The 19,963-nt window shown below is 72.5% G+C and carries 2 protein-coding genes; both read right to left on the bottom strand.

The window, feature by feature from the left end:
- Positions 1-2 precede the first annotated feature (2 nt).
- Positions 3-4,613 carry a type I polyketide synthase gene (locus BMY07_RS07650; RefSeq protein ID WP_425426247.1) on the bottom strand — a complete coding sequence of 1,537 codons (4,611 nt, stop codon included), beginning with the start codon at positions 4,611-4,613 and terminating at the stop codon, positions 3-5.
- A gap of 34 nt (positions 4,614-4,647) precedes the next feature.
- Positions 4,648-19,833, bottom strand: a complete 15,186-nt coding sequence (locus BMY07_RS07655; RefSeq protein ID WP_092775718.1) for a type I polyketide synthase — start codon at positions 19,831-19,833, stop codon at positions 4,648-4,650.
- Positions 19,834-19,963 lie beyond the last annotated feature (130 nt).

Raw genomic sequence — 19,963 nt, forward strand, 5'->3', positions numbered from 1 at the left:
CGCTATTCCCCATCCCCGGCGGCCACCAGCCGCAATAGGTCCTCGCCCGCCATGCCGTCCAGGTCGGCGGCCAGGTCTTGATCGTCCACTTCGGTCTTCAGGCCCGCCAGGCGCAGCAGCTGGGTGAGCAGTCCCGCCTCCGCCAAGCGGGACAACGGGATGGCCGCGATGGCCGCCCGCACGTCCGCGTCCTCGCCGCCGATCAGCTCGGTGAGCAGGTGGTCGGCGAGGTCCGCCGGGGTCGGGTAGTCGAAGACAACCGTCGCGGGCAGGGAAAGTCCGGTTGCCGCGGCGAGCCGGTCGCGCATCTCCACCGCGGTGAGGGAGTCGAACCCCAGGTCGCGGAACGGGCGCGTGGTGTCGATCGCGCCGAGGTCGCCGTGCCCGAGGACGGTGGCGGCCTCCGCGAGCACGAGGTGGGACACGAGGTCGGCGCGTTCGTGCGCGGGCGTCTCGATCACGCGGTCGCGGAACCAGCCGCTGTCCTCCGGTTCGGCCGGGGTCTCCACCAGCTCCGACAGCAGCGGACTCGGCCGCGCGGCGGTGAAGACGGGCACGAAGCTGGCCCAGTCGACGCCTGCGACGGTGATCACCCGGCTGTCACCCGCGACAGCTTCGGCCATGGCGGTGAGCGCTTGGTCGGGGGCGAGTGGGACCAGGCCTTGGCGGGACAAGTCAGCCCCGGCGGCCATTCCGTCACCTGCCCATGGGCCCCAGGCGATGGACGTGGTGCGTGGTCTGGCTGCGGCGATGCCGTCGAGGTAGGCGTTGGCGGCGGCGTAGGCGGCCTGGTTGGCGCCGCCCCAGGTCGCGGCGGCGGAGGAGAAGAGGACCAGTTCGGCGTCGGGGCACAGTTCGGCGAGGTTGCGCGCACCGTCGACCTTGCCTGCGAAGACGTGCTTGAGCGCGGCCTCGTCGAGGTCGTGGATGCGCCCGAGCCCACCGACACCCGCCGCGTGGATGACCACATCGGGTCGGTACTCGGCCACCAGCGCGGCCACAGCGTCCCGGTTGGACACATCGCAGGCGACGACCGTGGCGGAGAAGTCGACCTGCGGTGCGCTCCTGCTCACCAGCACGACCTGATCCGCGGATGCCGCTGCCCACTTGGCGACGTGCCGGCCGAGGGCGCCAGTGCCGCCGGTGACCAAGACAGTCCCTTTGGGACGCCAGATGCCCTGTGGTGCTGGGGCTCGGCGGAGTCTGCGGGCTTCGAGGGTGGTGGTGATGCGGACTTGGTCCTCGGTTCCGGTGAGGGCGGCGATGAGCAGGTCCGGGTCGAGGTCGGCTTCGGGGATGTGGATGAGGCCGCCCCAGGTCGTGGGGTATTCGAGGGCGGCTGAGCGGCCGAAACCCCAGGTGGCGTCGTTGGCCGGGTCGTCGCCGGTGGTGATCGACCAGACCCTGGTGGACCGGGGCGCAAACGTTTGCACGGTGTGCAGGGTGGCCGGGAGGTCCTGAGAGGTGATGACGCCCGCCAGGGGTGAGCCGGGGTCTTCGTGGACGACGGTGGCGCCGTGGGACCTCAGGGCGCGGGCGACGGAGTCGGGGGTGTCGAGGAGGAGCCAGGTGCCGGTCAGGGGTGCCGTGGTGGGTCGCTTGTGGACTGGGGTCCATTCGGCTTGGTAGCGCCAGAGGGTGGTGTCGGCTTGGCGGGTGGGCCAGTAGCGCTCGACCTGGAAGGCGTAGGTGGGCAGGTCGATGATCGGGCCTTGGGTGAAGAAGGCCCGCCAGTCGACGGGGATGCCCTGGGTGTGGGCGGTGGCGACGGCGCGGATGAGGGTCGTGACGTCGTCGCGGCCCGCGCGCTGGGTCGGGATGCCGTCGACCAGCGCGGACAGGACGCCGTCCGGGCCCAGCTCGATGAAGCGGGTCACACCTTGTGCGCGTGCCTCGGTGACCGCGTCGGCGAACCTGACCGTCTCGCGGACCTGCCGCACCCAGTACTCCGGGGTGCTCGGGTCGCCCGTGGCGCTGCCCAGGAGCGGGATCGTCGGGGTGGCGAACGCGAGACCGCGCGCTACCTGCTCGAACTCGGCCAGCATCGGGCCCATCAGGTGGCTGTGGAAGGCGTGCGACACCGCGAGGGCCTTCACCCGGCGGGATTGTTCAACAAAACTACGATGCAGCTGTTCAACAATCCTACAATCCCCCGATACGACAATTGAACGTTCCGAGTTGACGGCGGCGAGGTCGACCCCCGCGGGCAGTCCGCCGGGGAACTCGCGGGCGAGGTCGGCCTCGGAGATCTCGACGGCGAGCATGGCGCCGCCGGCGGGGAGGGCGCCCATCAGGCGGGCGCGGGCGGCGACGAGGGTGCAGGCGTCGGGGAGGGTGAGGATGCCCGCGACGTGGGCGGCGGCCAGTTCGCCGATGGAGTGGCCGATCAGCACGTCGGGATGGACGCCCCAGGACTCCAGCAAGCGGAAGAGGGCGACCTCCAGTGCGAACAGGGCGGGCTGGGCGATGGCGGTGTGGTCGAGGTCGGACTCGAACACCGCAAGGTCGAGGCCCAGTTCCACGCACACCTCGTCCAGCGCCCGCGCGAAGGCCGGGAACGCCCGCAGCGCGAGCCCCATCCCGGTGCGCTGGGCGCCCTGGCCGGTGAACACGAACGCCACCGCCCCACCAGTCGGCGCCCCCACGACGACATCCGCCGATTCACGCCCCTCCGCCAGCGCGCGCAACCCCGCCGCCGGATCACCCGCCACCACCACGGCGCGGTGCTCGAACGAAGCCCGCCCCAAAGCCAACGACCGCGCCAGATCCACCGGCTCGGCCACCACTCCCAGCAATCGCGCAGCCTGAGCCCGCAACGCCCCCACCGACCGCCCCGACACCAGGAACGGCAACACCCCGGAACCGCCAGGCGCCACCGACAACGCCTCAGCGGGCCCCTGCGATACGACCCCAGGCGCATCGGCCCGCCCATGGCCCGACACGACCAACGGCGAAGCCTCAGAGCCCGAGGTCGGCGACGACAATGCCGCACCGCCCAGCGACACGACCCCAAGCGCATCGGCCTGCCCGGGGGCCGACTTGAGGAGCGGCGAAGCCTCGGAGCCTGGGGTCGGCACCGACAATGCCGCACCGCCCGGCGATACGCCCCCAGGCGCATCGGCCCGCCCGGGGGTCGACACGACGAACGGCGAGGCCGCACTGCCCGGCGGTGCGGCTGGCGACGCGCTAGCCCGTCCGGGGCTCGACATCAGGGACGGCGAGGCCTCAGAACCTTGGCTCGGCGCTGGCAGTGCCTCAGCATGCCCCGGCGGCGAGTCGGCCTGCTCGGGAACTGGGTCGCCTTGTTCGAGGATGATGTGGGCGTTGGTGCCGCTGACGCCGAAAGAGGAGGTGGCGGCTCGGCGGGGGCGGTCGTGGGTGGGCCAGGGGCGGGGGGTGGTGAGGAGTTGGACCTCGCCCCAGGGGACGTGGGGGGTGGGGGTTTGTGCGTGCAGGGTGGCGGGCAGGGTGGCGTGGCGGAGGGCCTGGACCATCTTGATGACGCCTGCCACGCCCGCGGCGGCCTGGGTGTGGCCGATGTTGGACTTGATCGAGCCCAGCCACAGGGGGGTGGCGCGGGACTGGCCGTAGGTCGCCAGGAGTGCGGCGGCCTCGATGGGGTCGCCGAGGGTGGTGCCGGTCCCGTGCGCCTCGACGGCGTCCACATCGGACGGGAGCAGGCGGGCGGCGGCCAGGGCCTGCTCGATCACGCGCTGCTGGGCTGGGCCATTGGGGGCGGTGAGGCCGCTGGAGGCGCCGTCCGAGTTCACGGCGGAGCCGCGGACCGTGGCCAGGACCGGGTGGCCGTTGCGGCGGGCGTCGGACAGGCGCTCCAGCAGCAGGACCCCGACGCCCTCGCCCCAGCCGGTGCCGTCAGCGGAGGCGGAGAAGGACTTGCAGCGGCCGTCGGCGGCCGTTCCCTCGTCGAAGCCGAAGCCCGCGAACATCATCGGGCCGGCCATCACCGTCACCCCGCCCGCGAGGGCCAGCGTGCACTCCCCCGACCGCAGCGCCTGCGACGCCAAGTGCAGTGCCACCAGGGACGACGAACACGCCGTGTCCACCGTGACCGCGGGCCCCTGCAAACCAAGGCAGTAGGCCACTCGTCCGGATAGGACACTCCCCGCGTTGCTGGTTCCCAGGTACCCGTCCAGCACCTCCGGGGGAACCGAGGTCGCGTAGTCGTTGTACATCACGCCCGCGAAGACACCGGTCCGGCTGCCGCGCAACGAAAGCGGGTCGATGCCCGCCCGCTCCACGGCTTCCCAACTGGTGTGCAGCAACAGCCGCTGCTGCGGGTCCATCGCGAGCGCCTCACGCGGCGAGATCCCGAAGAACCCCGCGTCGAACCCGCCCGCGTCCGCCAGGAACCCGCCCTCGGCGGCGGTGGGCAGCGCGGCGAGGTCCCAGCCCCGGTCGGCAGGCAGCGGACCCAGCGCGTCGACGCCACCAGCGACCAGGTCCCACAGGTCCTCCGGTGTCTCGACCCCGCCCGGGTAGCGGCAGCCCATGCCGACGATCGCGATCGGCTCGACCGCCCGGTCCTCCAGCTCGCGCACCTGCTCGCGCGCCGCGCGCAGCTCACCGGTGGCCCGCTTGAGGTAGGCGAGCAGCTTCTCCTCGTCGGCCTGCGCCATGACCGTCCTCTCAGGACTTCTCGAACTCGCTGTCGAGCAGGTCGAAGATCTCCTCGGCCGAGGCGGCCGCCAGGTCGGCCGTCTCGGCCTTGGCGTCCCACCTGGCGGCGAGCGCGCGCAGCCGGGCAGCGACCCGCTCCCGGTCGCTGGTCTGCTCGACCCCGCCGAGGGTCAGTTCCAGCCTGGTCAGCTCCGCGAGCACCTCGTCGGTGGCCGACGCGGGGGCCAGTTCACCGCGCAGGAACTCCGCCACCGCCCCGGCCGAGGGGTGGTCGAACACCAGCGTCGCGGGCAGCCGCAGTGCCGTCGCGGCGGCGAGGCGGTTGCGCAGTTCGACGCCGGTGAGCGAGTCGAGCCCGAGGTCGAGGAATCCCCGGTCCGGCGCGACGGCGGAGGAGTCCGGGTAGCCCAACACGGCGGCGACCTGGCCGCGCACCAGTTCGAGCAGGATCCGGCCGCGCTCGGCGTCCGACGCCGCGTCCAACCGGGCGCGGACATCCGCCACGGCCCGGTTGTCCGACCGCACCAGGGCCCGCAGGACCGAGGGCACCGAACCGCGGCCCCGCAACGCCCCCGGGCTGAACACCATCGGCACCAACGCCGACTCGGCCATCCCCGACGCGGCCGAGAACAGCGCCATGCCATCCTCAGTGGACAGTTGACCCAGGCCGGACCGCATGACTCGCCGGACGTCGGCGTCGGTCAGTTCCCCGGTCATGCCGGTGCGTTCCGCCCACGGCCCCCACGCCAGCGACACGCCGGGCAAGCCCTGCGCACGGCGGTGCTGGGCCAGCGCGTCGAGGAAGACGTTCGCGGCGGCGTAATTGGCCTGTCCCGCGCCGCCGAAGACACCGGCCGCCGAGGAGAAGAGCACGAACGCGGTCAGGTCGGAGGTCAGTTCGTGCAGGTTGACCGCGCCCCGGACCTTCGGGGCCATGACCTTCGCGACCCGCTCCGGGGTGAGCGCGGTCAACACGCCGTCGTCGAGCACCGCCGCCGTGTGCACGACCGCGTCCACCCGGTGCTCGGCGAGCAGGGCGACCACGGCGTCACGGTCAGCCACATCGCAGGCGACCAGCGTGACACGCGCGCCGAGCCCGGTCAGGTCGGCGACGAGGTCGTCCGCGCCGGTCGCTTGTGGACCGGAGCGGCTCGTCAAGAGCAAGTCCCGGACGCCGTGCGCGATCACGAGGTGTCGGGCCAGCGCGGCACCCAGCGTCCCCGTCGCACCGGTGACCAGCACCTGCCCGGCGAGTCCGGTCTCACCCGGGGTGATCGGCTGCCGGACCAGGCGGGGCGCGAAGGCTTGTCCGCCGCGCACCGCGACCTGCGGTTCCCCCGACGACACCGCCGCCGCGAGCAGCCCGGGTTCATCCACGTCGACCAGCAGGAACCGGTCCGGGTGCTCGGATTGCGCCGACCGCAACAACCCCCACACCGGGGCGGCCACCAGGTCCGGCGACTCCGCCGCGACAGCACCGCGAGTGGCGATGACCAGCGGCACGGCGGCGACCCGCTCGTCGGAGATCCAGGCCCGCACCAGCTCCAACGCCCGCACCGTGGCGGCCTCGGCGCCATCAGCGAGGTCGCCGGCTCCGATGAACTGGGCAACCACGACGTCCGAGTCGACGTTCGCCAGCAGGTGGTCGAGGTCCGCGTGTGTGCTCACCTCGTTGCCCGCGTCGACCAGTGCCGCACCCAGCGCGAGATCGTCGGACCCCAGCAGGGCCCAGCGCGACGTCCCGGGGTCGGCGAGGGTGATCGGGGTGGACCAGTCGAGCCGGAACAGCGCGTCCGAGATGGACCTGCGGGCGGTGGACAGCTCCGCGCCGATCGGCCGGGCCACCAGGGAGCGCACGTGCGCGACCAGGGCGCCCGCCGAGTCGGTGACGTGCAGTTCGATCCCGTCGGCGCTCTCGCTGATCCTGGCCAGCACCGTCTTGGCCGCGGTCGGCCGCAGGGTGACCCCGGACCACGAGAACGGCAGCTCGGCGGGCCGGTCCGTGCCTTCGCGCAGCAGGCCGATACCGTGCAGCGCGGCGTCGAGCAGGGCCGGGTGGATCGCGAACCCGGTCGATGGCACGTCCTCCGGCAGCCGGACCTCGGCGAACAGCGCCCCATCGCCCCGCCACGCGGCGACCAGGCCCTGGAACGCCGGACCGTAGCCGTACCCGAGGTCGGCGATCGACTCGTAGAAGCCCGCCAGGTCGACGGGTTCGCGCGACTCGGACCACGAGAACTCCACCGGGTCCGCCACACCGAGCAGACCCGACGCGTGCTTGGTCCACTCGACACCGTCCACACTGGAGTGGATCGACACCGTGCGGCGGCCGTCGTCATCGAGGGAACCCACGGCGACCTGCAACGACACGGCGTCCTGCTCGCTGAGCACCAGCGGTGTCCCGAGGGTCAACTCGACGACGTCCGGCGCGTCGACCTGCGCACCCGCGTGGGCGGCGAGCTCGACGAACGCGGTGCCCGGCAACAGGATTGTCCCCAGGACGGTGTGCTCGGCCAGCCAGGGGTGCGTACGGGGTGAGATCCGGCCGGTCAGCACCAGGCCGTCGCCGCCTGCCAGCGGGATGGCGGCGCCCAGCAGCGGGTGATCGGCGGCGGTGAGACCGGCGGCAGCGACGTCACCGAGCCCGCCCGACACCAGCTCCAGCCAGTACCGCCTGCGCTGGAACGCGTAGGTCGGCAGTTCGACGGCCCGCACCGGGAGGTCGGCGAACACCGTGGTCAGGTCGACCGGTCCACCGTGGACGTGCAGTTCGGCGGCGGACAGCAGGAACCGGGCCAGGTCGCCCTCGTCCCGCCGCAGGGTTCCCACCGCGACGACGTCGTCCACCGTCTCGCTGATCGCCGGGGTCAGCACCGGATGCGGGCTGACCTCGACGAAGAACCGGTACCCGGCGTCGGCCAGCGCACGGGTGGCGGACTCGAACTCGACGGTGTGGCGCAGGTTCCGGTACCAGTACTCGGCGTCCAGGGTGGTCGTGTCCAGCCATTCCCCGGTCACCGTCGACCGGAACGGCACCCGAGCGGCCCTCGGAGTGATGCCCGCGAGCACGCGGCGGAGTTCGTCGGCGATCCGCTCGACCTGGGGCGAGTGGGAGGCGTAGTCGACCGGGATCCGTTTGGCCCGAACACCGTCCGCCTCGCAGTCCGCCAGGAACTGCTCGACCTCGCCCGCCACCACGACCGTGCCGGGCCCGTTCACCGCGGCCACCGACACGCGTCCGTCGTAGCGGGTCAACCGGGCGCGGACCTCGTCGGCCGGGAGCGACACCGACACCATCCCGCCGTGTCCGCTCAGCGCGACGATGGCCTGACTGCGGCGTGTCACCACGAGTGCCGCGTCTTCCAGACTCAGTGCTTCAGCAACGTAAGCGGCCGCGATCTCGCCCTGCGAGTGACCGACGACCGCGTCCGGCTCCACGCCGTGCGACCGCCACAGCGCCGCGAGTGACGCCATCACCGCGAACAGGACCGGCTGGACCACATCGACCCGGTCCAGCCCGTCCCCGCTGGTCAGGACCTCCAACGGGTTCCAGTCGACGTGCGCGGCGATGGCATCGGCGCAGGCGTGCAACTCGGCGGCGAACACCTCGCTCGACTCGGCCAGTGTGGCTGCCATGCCGACCCACTGGGACCCCTGACCGGGGAAGACGAACGCGACCTTGCCGTCTTGCCGCTCCCCCTGGACAGCCGCGTCCAGATTGTCCAATGCGGACACTGCCGCATCGAGATCTGTGGCGACGAAAGCAGCCCGGTGGTCGAACTGGGCTCGCGCGGTCGCGAGCGAGTACGCCACGTCAGCGGCGGACGGCCGTTCCTGAACCAAGTACTCCCGCAGCTTGGCCGCCTGATCCCTGACCGCAGCAGTCGTCCGCCCGGACAGCACCCACGGCACCGGCACCGCGACATCAGCGGGTTCCGGTTCTTCAGCGAGGTACTGCTCCAGCACCAGGTGCGCGTTCGTCCCGCTGCCGCCGAAGGACGACACGCCAGCCCGACGAAGCCGGTCGACAGCGGGCCACGGCACCGTCTCAGCGGCGAGTTCCACCGCACCGGCGTTCCAGTCGACGTGCGGCGTCGGCTCGTCGATGTGCAGCGTCTTGGGCACCACTCCGTGCCGCAGCGCCAGCACCGTCTTGATCACGCCGGCCACGCCGGACGCGGACTGCGTGTGCCCGATGTTCGACTTCACCGACCCGAGCAGCAGCGGAACCTCACGCCCCTGCCCGTAGGTCGCGATCACCGCCTGCGCCTCGATCGGATCGCCCAACGTGGTGCCGGTTCCGTGCGCCTCGACAACGTCCACATCAGACGGAGTCAAGCCTGCGTCCGCGAGCGCCGCCCGGATCACCCGCTGCTGCGAAGGCCCATTCGGTGCCGTCAGACCATTGGAGGCACCGTCCTGGTTGATCGCACTACCCCGCACCACCGCCAGCACGTGGTGCCCGTCCCGCACAGCGTCAGACAGCCGCTGCACGAGGATCACGCCAACGCCCTCGCCCCAACCGGTTCCATCGGCGGCCGCGGAGAACGGCTTGCAACGCCCGTCAGTGGCGAGCCCGCGCTGCCTGCTGAACTCGGTGAACGAGGTCGGCGACGGCAGCACGGCCACGCCGCCCGCCACCGCGAGGTCACACTCGCCGCGCCGCAACGCCTGCACGGCAAGGTGAATCGCGACCAGCGAAGACGAGCACGCCGTGTCGACCGTGACCGCCGGACCTTCCAGGCCGAACGTGTACGACACGCGCCCGGACGCGGCGGCGGTGCCGGTCCCGGAGAGGAAGAAGCCCTCGGCGTCACTCCCCGGTGCGAGCGCGCCGATGCCGTACCCGACGAACGAGGTGCCGACGAACACGCCCGCCCGGCTGCCGCGCCGGGTCGCCGGGTCGATCCCGGCCCGTTCGAAGGCTTCCCAGGTGGCTTCCAGCAACATCCGCTGCTGCGGGTCCGTCGCGGTCGCCTCGCGCGGGCTGATGCCGAAGAACTCGGCGTCGAAGTGCCCCGCGTCGTGGACGAACCCGCCTTCGCGCACGTACGAGGTGCCGGGGTGGTCGGGGTCCGGGTGGTAGAGCGCGTCGAGGTCCCAGCCGCGGTCGTCCGGGAACGGCGTGATGGCGTCGGTGCCCGCCATCACCAGCCGCCACAGGTCTTCCGGCGAGTCGACGCCGCCGGGGTAGCGGCAGCTCATGCCGATGATCGCGATGGGCTCGTCGGACGCCCTCGCCTCGACCTGGGTGACCGCCTCCAGCCCGAGCACGTCCGCCAGCAGGTGACCGGCGAGGGCGCGCGGAGTGGGGTAGTCGAACACCAGGGTCGCCGGGAGACGCCTGCCGGTCGCCGCGGTGAGACGGTTGCGTACGTCTACGGCCGTGAGCGAGTCGAACCCGAGGTCGCGGAACGCCCGGTCCGGTTCGACCGTGGTGGCGTCGGCGTACCCGAGCGCGGCGGCGGCCTGGGTGCGGACGAGGTCGAGCAAGTACCCGGCGCGGTCGGCCTCGGGCAGGGCGACGACCCGGTCGCGCAGGTCGTCGCTCTCGGTCGCGATGTCCTCCACGACGGCCTCGGGGATCTCGGCGATCAGCGGGCGCGGGCGGGCGGCGGTGTAGCCGGGGGCGAAGCGCGGCCAGTCGATGTCGGCGACGGTCAGGCAGGTGACGTCGGCGTCCATGGCGCGCTGGAGTGCGGCGATGGCGGAGTCGGGGGCCATCGGACGCAAGCCGCGACGCCCCAGGGCGGCGACCGCGGCGGCATCGGCCATGCCCCCATCGGCCCAGCCGCCCCAGGCGATCGACGTGGCCGGACGGCCGTGGGCGCGGCGCTGTTGGGCGAGGGCGTCGAGGTGGGCGTTGCCCGCCGCGTAGGCCCCTTGCCCGGCTCCGCCCCAGGTCGCGGCACCGGAGGAGAACAGGATGAACGCGTCCAAGTCGCCCGCGAGTTCGTCGAGGTGCGTGGCGCCCGCGACCTTGGCGGCAGTGATCTGCGCCAACTCCTCTGCCGTGATGTCCGCGACGGGCGTGGACTGCGCGACTCCCGCGGCGTGGACGACGACGTTGACGGGGTGTTCGGCCAGTAGCGCGGCGACGGCGTCCCGGTCGGCGACATCGCACGCGACGACGACAACGCCCAGCTCATCCACCAGTTCCCGCGCACCCGGAGCGGCCAAGCCCCGGCGGCTGGTCAGGATGATCTTCTCGGCCCCGTTGTCGGCGAGCCACCTGGCGACCCTGGCACCCAGCGCGCCTGTGCCGCCCGTGACCAGGACAGTCCCTTGTGGACGCCACGATCGCGCGGCGGGGAGTTCGCCTGACCGGACCATGCGGCGGCCGAACACGCCCCAGGGCCTGATGGCGACCTGGTCCTCGTCCCCCGCGAACGCGGCCACCGCGCGGGCAATAGCCCGGTCGTCGGCCTCCGCGGGCAGGTCGAGCACGCCGCTGACCTGCGACGGCCGTTCCAGGGTGGCGACCAGGCCGAGTCCCCAGATCTGGGCCTGCGCCGGATCACGCAGCGGGTCGGTCCGCCCGACCGACACCGCACCCCGGGTGACCAGCCACAGCGGCCCATCGGACTTGACGGCCGCCAACACCTGGTCCGGCGCGGTGCCCAAGTCCAGCAAGGACACCACACCGGCGAACGTGCCCCCAGCGGGCACCTCGGCCACGACCTGCGGCTCACCACCGGCGGCAGCGATCGCGGCGGCGAACCGAGCGGCCAGTTCATCGTGCGCACCGGCGATGATGGCCCAAGCGCCGGACAGCCCAGGCGACTTCGGCACGGTCAGCTGCCGCCACACGACCTGGTACGACCATTCAGCCACTGTGGACTCTTCGCGGGCCCTCGCCCGCCACGCGGCCAGAGCGGGCAGGGCGGACGGGTCGATCCCCAAGGTGTCGGCGTCGCCGCGGTCGACGGCAGTCCAGAAGCGGGCGTCCTCGGCGCTGGAATCCGCGTCTTCCAAGGCTTCCAGCCAGTACCGGTCGCGCTGGAACGGGTAGGTGGGCAGGTCGACCCGGTGGCCGCTGTGGTTCCAGATCGGGTCGATCCCCCGCACGTGGGCCTCGGCCAGCGAGACGGTGAACCGCTCCAGGCCGCCCTCGTCGCGGCGCAGTGTGGCGAGCACGATCGGGTCGGCCACCCCGGCGTCGTCCGCGGTCTCACCGATGCCGCTCGCCAGGACCGGGTGCGGGCTGCACTCGACGAACGCGCCGTGGCCGTCGTCGAGCAGCGCGCGGGTCGCGGCGGCGAACTGGACCGGGCGGCGCATGTTGGTGAACCAGTAGTGCGCGTCGAGACCGGACGTGTCGAGCAGGCCGCCGGTCACCGTCGAGTAGAACGGGATGTCGGACGGGCGCGGGGACACGGGCGCGAGGACGGCCAGCGCCTCGGCGCGCACGGTGTCAACGACCGGAGAGTGTCCGGCGCCGTTGATCCGGACCCGGCGGACGCGGACCTGCTCGGCTTCCAGCTCCGCGACCAGTTCATCCAGTGCGGTATGGGATCCAGCCACCGCGGCGGACCGGGCTCCGTTGACGGCGGCGATGGTCAGTTCGCCACCGAAGCGCCCCAAGCGGGTGTTGACCTCGTCCGGCGGCAAGGACACGGCCGCCATCGCTCCTTGGCCGACGAACCGCGTCAACAGCTTGCTGCGCTCGGCGACGATCAACGCGGCATCGGCCAGGGTCAAGGCGCCCGCGACGTGCGCGGCGGCGATCTCTCCCTGGGAGTGGCCGACCACCGCGTCCGGCTCGATTCCCCGGTCCCGCCACAGGTTCGCCAGCGACACCATCATCGCGAACAGCACGGGCTGCACGACGTCCAGGCGGTCCAGCGACGCCGCACCGGGCTGGTCGAGCAGGGCGGCCTCGATGGAGAAGTCGACGTGCTGCTCCAGCGCGGCGGCGCACTCGCGCACCGACTGGCGGAAGACCTCGGACTCGGCCATGAGCGCGTCCGCCATGCCGGGCCATTGAGAACCCTGGCCGGGGAAGACGAACACCGTCCGGCCGGTGCGCCCCGTCACGCCGCGCACGAGTCCCGACACTGGGCGGTCGTCGGCGAGGGCGGTGAGCTGGTCGGTGTGGTCGGGTCCCAAGAGGACGGACCGGTGCTCGAACCGCGACCGCGCGGCCAACGAGAACGCGATGTCGGCCGGGTCGGCGTCAAGGTCGTGGAGCTGGGCAGCCCTCGCACGCAGACCTGCCGCGGATCGGGCGGACAGCAACCACGGCCCCGACTCACGTCGGACCTCCGCGCGCCTGGGCTCGGGCGCCTGCTCCAGGATGGTGTGGGCATTGGTGCCGCTCATCCCGAACGACGACACGGCGGCGCGGCGGGGACGCCCGGTCTCCGGCCAGTCGCGCCGCTCGGTGAGCAGCCGGACACCCTGGTCCCACGGCACGTGCGGGGTGGGCTCATCGATGTGCAGCGAACGCGGGAGGACGCCGTGGCGCAGCGCCAGCACCATCTTGATGACACCCGCGACCCCGGCGGCGGACTGGGTGTGGCCGATGTTGGTCTTCACCGAGCCCAGCAGCAGCGGGTGCGGGCGCTCACCGCCGTAGGTGGCGATGACGGCCTGGGCCTCGATCGGGTCGCCCAGCTCGGTGCCGGTCCCGTGCGCCTCCAGGACGTCCACATCGGACGCCGCGAGGCCCGCGCCCGCCAGTGCCTGCTCGATGACCTTCTGCTGGGCCGGACCGTTGGGCGCGGTGAGACCGTTGGACGCGCCGTCCGAGTTGACCGCCGATCCCCTGACCAGCGCCAGGACCGGGTGGTTGTGCTTGACCGCCTCGGAAAGCCGCTCGACGAGCAGCATGCCGACGCCCTCGCCCCAGCCCGTGCCGTCGGCGGACTTGGCGAACACCTTGCACCGGCCGTCCGCCGCGAGCGCCCCACCCTGGGCGGCGTCGATGAACATGCCGGGGGTGGTCATGACCGTGACGCCACCCGCGAGGGCCATGTCGCACTCGCCGTTGCGCATCGCCTGGATGGCCAGGTGCAGCGCGACGAGGCTGCTGGAACACGCGGTGTCGACGGTGAGGGCCGGGCCTTCCAAACCGAGCGCGTAGGCGAGCCTGCCGGAGATCACGCTGGTCGCGGCGCCGGTGAGCATGTGCGGGCGGGAGCCGTCCGGGATGTCGAAGCGGCCGATGCCGTAGCCGGAGGTCGCGGTGCCGATGAAGACACCGGTGCGGCTGCCCTTGAGCTGGGTCGGGTCGATGCCCGCGCGCTCGGCGGCCTCCCACGACGTCTCCAGCAGGAGACGTTGCTGCGGGTCCATGGCCAGGGCCTCGCGCGGGGAGATCGAGAAGAACGCCGCGTCGAAGTCGGGGGCGTCGTGCAGGAATCCACCGACGAAGCCGTGATCGGTCCAACCCCGGTCGCTCGGGACGGCGCCGATGGTGTCGACCTCGTCGACCAGCAGCTGCCACAACGCCTCGGGGGTGTTCGCGCCGCCGGGGAACCGGCAGGCCATGCCGACGATCGCGATGCGGTCGTCGGTGACCCGCTTCGTGGCCGTGCGCTTGGCAACCGGGGCAGCGGCGAGGAGTTGCCGCAGGTGATCGGCTACAGCGGCGGGCGTCGGGTGGTCGAACACCAGGCTGGCCGGGAGCGGCTTACCGATCTTGAGGGCGAGGGAGTTGCGGAGTTCGACGGCGGTGAGCGAGTCGAACCCCAGGTCCTTGAACGGACGGCGCGGGTCGATCGACGCGGCGGACGGGAAGCCCAGCACGGCGGCGGTCTGGGCGCAGACCAGGTCGTCGAGACGCGAGGTGTCGACCTTGGCGGTCGCGGCGGGCCGGACCAGCGCGGTCAGCAGCGGCGGCACCGGTTTGGTGGCCAGTGTCGGGCGGTCCAGGGCGAGCGGGACGATCACCGGGCCTGCGAGGGCCAGCGCACTGTCCAGGAGCGACAGACCATGGTGGACGGTCAGCGGCGGGTAGCCGGAGCGGGCGATCCTGGCGACCTCGGCCTCACCGAGGGATCCCAGCATGCCGCCCTCGGTCGCCCAGGCGCCCCAGGCCAGCGACAGGCCGGGCAGACCGGCGGACTGGCGCGCGGTGGCGAGGGCGTCGAGGTAGGCGTTGGCGGCGGCGTAGTTGGCCTGGCCGGGGCTGCCGAAGGTGCCCGCGATCGAGGAGAACAGGACGAAGACGTCCGGGTCGGTCAGCTCGTGCAGGTACTGGGCCGCAATCGCTTTCGGTGCCAGGACGGCGGCGAGCCGGTCCGGCGTGAGCGACTCGACCAGGCCGTCGTCCAGCACGCCTGCCAGGTGGAACACGCCGGTCAACGCAGGGAGGTCGGCGATGATGCTGCTGAGCGCGGCGCGGTCGGTGATGTCGCAGGCCACGGACCTCGCGCCGTCGACCACCGCGCGCCCGGACCGGCTGACCAGGACCACATCGCGGACGCCGGTGTCCAGCAGGTGGCGGGCCAGCGCCTGACCGAGTGCGCCGGTGCCGCCGGTGATCAGGACGGTGCCGTCCGGGTCGAGGGTGCGGGGCAGGGTGAGGACGACCTTGCCGGTGTGGCCGCCCTGGCCGACGAACCGGAACGCCTCGGCCGCGCGCCGCACGTCCCAGGCCCGGATCGGCGGCGGGGTGAGCGCGCCCTCGGCGAACAGGGCCATGACCCGGGTGAGGATCTCGCCGATGCGGTCCGGCCCGGCCTCGCCGAGGTCGAACGCGCGGTAGCCGGGGACGCCGGAGCGGACGTCGGTCTTGCCCATCTCGATGAACCGGCCGCCAGGGCGCAGCAGGCCGAGCGAGGCGTCCACGAACTCGCCGGCCAGGGCGTTGAGGACAACGTCGACCTGCGGGAACTTCGTGGCGAACGCGAGGTCCCGCGACGACGAGAGGTGGTCGTCGGCGAGTCCGGTGGCGGGCCACTTGGCGGGGCTGGCGGTGCCGTAGACCTCGGCGCCGAGGTGGCGGGCGAGCTGGACGGCGGCCGTTCCGACACCACCGGCGGCGGCGTGGATGAGGACCGACTCGCCGGGCTGGAGGTCCGCGAGGTCGACCAGGCCGTAGTAGGCGGTGGCGTAGACCACCGGGATCGCGGCGGCGGTGACGAAAGACCAGCAGGCGGGGATGGGGGCGAGCAGGCGCTCGTCGGTGATCGCCTCGGTGCCGATGGCGCCGGTGACGAGGCCCAGAACGCGGTCACCCGCCTGGAACCCGGTCACCCGCGGGCCTACCTCGGTGACCACTCCCGCGGTCTCGCCGCCGAGGTCGACCTCGCCCGGGTACATGCCCAGGGCGTTGAGGACGTCGCGGAAGTTGAGCCCTGCGGCGCGGACCTCGACCCTGACCTCACGATCGCCGAGTTCGCGGGGAGTCACCGGGGTGAGGACGAGGTTGTCGAGGGTGCCGCGTTCGGTGATGTCCAGGCGCCAGGGCAGGCCGGGGACAGCGAGGCCGGTGTCCACAGGGGACAATCGGGGCACGAGGGCATCGGTGCGGATGGCCACCTGGGGTTCGCCGGTGGCGAGGGCCTGATCGATGTCGTCGCCGTCGACCAGGACGATGCGGCCGGGGTGCTCGGACTGGGCGGAGCGGACCAAGCCCCAGATGGCGGCCTTGGTCGGGTCCACATCATCGCCCGGGATCGCCCGTACCGCGTGGTCCGTGCGGACGACGATGAGATCGCCCCCAGCCAGCGCCTTGTGCAGCCGGGGAAGCAGGTCATCCACAGTGGAGGGTTCGAGCACGATGTGCGGCGGAACCGGCTTGTCCGTGGCGACCGGGGACCAGGTGACGCTGTAGAGGTCGGCGGTGTTGGCGCGCTGAGGTCGGGTGATGACGCGCTCGACCTCGACGACCAACTCACCCGCCGGGTTGATGGCCACGACGCTGAACCCGCCGCCCGGTGTCGGGGACACCCTTGCCCGGAGTTCGGACGCGCCGGGCGCACCGAGGGTGACCCCGGCCCAGGTGAAGGGGATACCCGCTTCCTGGCTACCACCACGGGCGGCGACGGCCTGGAGGGCGCCGTCGAGGAGCGCGGGGTGGACCAGGTAGCCGCGTTCGTCGGTGGCCAGGTCGACGTAGACGTCGTCGCCGCTTGTCCAGACCTCGCGGATGGCCTGGAACGTGGGGCCGTAGACCAAACCGGCTGCGGCGAGACGGTCGTAGACGTGAGCAGGATCGACCGGTTCGGCGTCCGCCGGGGGCCACTGGGTGAGGTCGTGGTCGCGGACCTCGGCCGGAGCGAGGGTGCCGGTGGCGTGCCGGGTCCAGGTGCTGTCTTGTCTGGAGTGGACTGTCAGCGCGTGACCGGAGTCGGTGGGGGTCGTGGTCAGCTGGAGGTCGATCTGGCCTGCCGCTGGGAGAACCAGTGGGCTCTCCAGGACGAGTTCGGTGAGCGCGGGGGCGCCGAGGCGGACACCCGCGTGGAGGGCCATCTCGACGTACGCGGTGCCCGGCAGGACGATCTGGCCGTTGATGACGTGGTCGGCGAGCCAGGGGTGGGTGGATGCGTCGAGGCGGGCGGTGAAGAGGTGGCCGTCCGGGCCTTCGACGGAGCCGGTGAGCAGGGGGTGGCCGGTGACGCCGAACGCGGCGGGGAGTCCGGGGCGCGGCCAGTAGCGCTCGCGGGCGAAGGGGTACGTGGGGAGATCGACGACACGGCCGCCACCGAGCACGGCCCGCCAGTCGACGGAAACACCGACGACGTGCAGGGCCGCCACCGCGCGCAGCAGGGTCTCGGGTTCGTCACGTCCCGCGCGCAGGGTGGCGGTGCCGTCGACCATCGCGGACAGGACGCCGTCCGGCCCGAGCTCCAAGTGGTGCGTGGCCCCGGCGCGTTCGACCGCCCCCGCGAACCGGACGGTCTCCCGGACCTGCCGCACCCAGTACTCCGGCGTGCTCGGGTCGCCGGTGGAGGTGCTGATCAGCGGGATCGTCGGGCTGCCGAACGACAGCCCCGCCGCGACCCGCTCGAACTCGCTCAGCATCGGGTCCATCAGATGTGAGTGGAAGGCGTGCGAGACCTGCAGCCGCTTCACCCGGCGCGATTGTTCAACAAACCTACGATCCAACAGTTCAATAATCCCACGATCCCCCGATACGACAATCGAACGATCCGAGTTCACCGCCGCCAGGTCCACGCCCGCAGGGAGACCTTCGGGGAACTCGACAGCCAGATCGGACTCGGAGATCTCCACGGCCAGCATCGCGCCGCCGGGCGGCAGGGCCTGCATGAGACGGGCACGGGCGGTGACCAGGGTGCAGGCGTCGGGGAGGGACAGGATGCCCGCGACATGGGCGGCGGCCACCTCGCCGATGGAGTGGCCGATCAGCACGTCGGGGCGGACACCCCAGGACTCCAGCAACCGGAACAGAGCGACCTCGAGGGCGAACAGGCCCACCTGCGCGTTGGCCGTCTGCTCAAGGGCTTCCGCCGAGTCCAGCGTGAAACCGGGCAGCAACGCCAGAACCTCGTCGTACGCGGCAACGAACGCCGGGAAGACCCGCAGCCCCTCGCCCATGCCCAGCCGCTGAGACCCCTGCCCGGTGAAGAGGAACGCCAGCTTCCCCGGTGTCACCTCACCGCGCACCACCGCGGGCGAGTCGACGCCCGCCGCCAGCATCCGCAAGCCCTCGGCCCCGAACGCGACCGCACGCCGGTCCAGGTCCGTTCGCGTCGTCGCCAAGGACCACGCGACATCACCCAGGTCCGCCTCGACGTCCTGGAGCCGGGCGCCCAGCTCGCACAGCGCCGCGTCAGAGCGGGCCGACACCACCAGCGGTGCACCACCGGCCGTGCGACTTTCCGCCGCGACGGCGGGCAACGGGTCGGCCGGAGCCGGGGCTTCCTCGACGATCACGTGCGCGTTGGTGCCGCTCACCCCGAACGCCGACACCCCCGCGCGCCGGACCCGTTCACCACGCGGCCACGGCTGGTTGGCAGTCAGCAGCGACACCGCGCCCGCCGACCAGTCGATCTGACGGGAAGGCGCGTCCACGTGCAGGGTCCGCGGGAGGACCTCGGCGCGGAGGGACTGGATCACCTTGATCACGCCCGCGACACCGGCGGCGGACTGGGCGTGGCCGATGTTCGACTTGATCGACCCGAGCCACAGCGGCGCCGCCCGGCCCTGGCCGTAGGTGGCGAGCAGGGCCTGGGCCTCGATCGGGTCGCCGAGGACCGTCCCCGTGCCGTGCCCCTCCACAGCGTCCACATCGGACGGTGCGAGATCGGCGGAGGCGAGCGCGGAGAGGATCACGCGCTGCTGGGACGGGCCGTTGGGCGCGGTCAGGCCGTTGGAGGCGCCGTCGGAGTTCACCGCGGAGCCGCGCAGGAGCGCGAGGACCCGGTGGCCGTTGCGCTCGGCGTCCGACAGGCGCTCCAGCACGAGGACGCCCACGCCCTCGGACCACCCGGTGCCGTCCGCGGCGTCGGCGAAGGACTTGCAGCGGCCGTCCGCGGCCAGACCGCGCTGGCGGCTGAACTCGGTGAAGACACCGGCCGTCGCCATGACCGTCACGCCGCCCGCCAGCGCGAGGGTGCTCTCACCGGTGCGCAGGGACTGAGCGGCCAGGTGCATGGCCACCAGCGACGACGAACACGCCGTGTCGACCGTGACCGCGGGCCCCTCCAGCCCGAGCACGTACGCGACGCGACCCGAGGTCACCGCCGTCGCGCCGCCGGTCAGGAGATAGCCCTCGGTGCCCTGCGGGTCGCCGACCAGCAGCGACAGGTAGCTCTGGTCGTTGCTGCCCGCGAACACCCCGGTTCGGCTGCCGCGCAACGACTCCGGGTCGATGCCCGCCCGCTCCAGCGCCTCCCACGACGCGCGCAGCAGCAGCCGTTGCTGCGGGTCCATCGCCAGCGCCTCGCGCGGGGAGATGCCGAAGAACGCCGGGTCGAACGCCGCGGCGTCGGCGACGAACCCGCCGGCGTCGACGTAGCTGGTGCCCGGGGTGTCGGGGTCGTCGGCGATGCGGACGTCCCAGCCGCGGTCGTCCGGGAACCCGGTGATGCCGTCGCCGCCGGTCTCGACCAGCCGCCACAGGTCCTCCGGGGAGCTGACGCCGCCGGGGTAGTGGCAGGCCATGCCCACCACGGCGATGGGCTCGCGCGCGCCTGCCTCGACCTCGCGGAGCCGGGCCTTGGTCTGGCGCAGGTCCGCCGTCACCAGTTTCAGGTAGTCGCGGAGGGTCTCTTTGTCTGCCATCTACCAGGACCTCTCGGGCGGCGCACGACCGGCTGCGGGCGCGCGGAAACCGCACCGCGCGCAATTGGCACCTCTTCCGCGCGCCAACCATAAAGACGGCGGTCCCGACCGGACAACCCCTAGCAGGCCC

This window comes from Actinokineospora terrae (genome assembly GCF_900111175.1).
Classification (GTDB): domain Bacteria; phylum Actinomycetota; class Actinomycetes; order Mycobacteriales; family Pseudonocardiaceae; genus Actinokineospora; species Actinokineospora terrae.

Excerpts from the sequence above, each read along its gene's own strand:
- BMY07_RS07655 (WP_092775718.1), bottom strand. The coding sequence starts at position 19,833 with ATGGCAGACAAAGAGACCCTCCGCGACTACCTGAAACTGGTGACGGCG.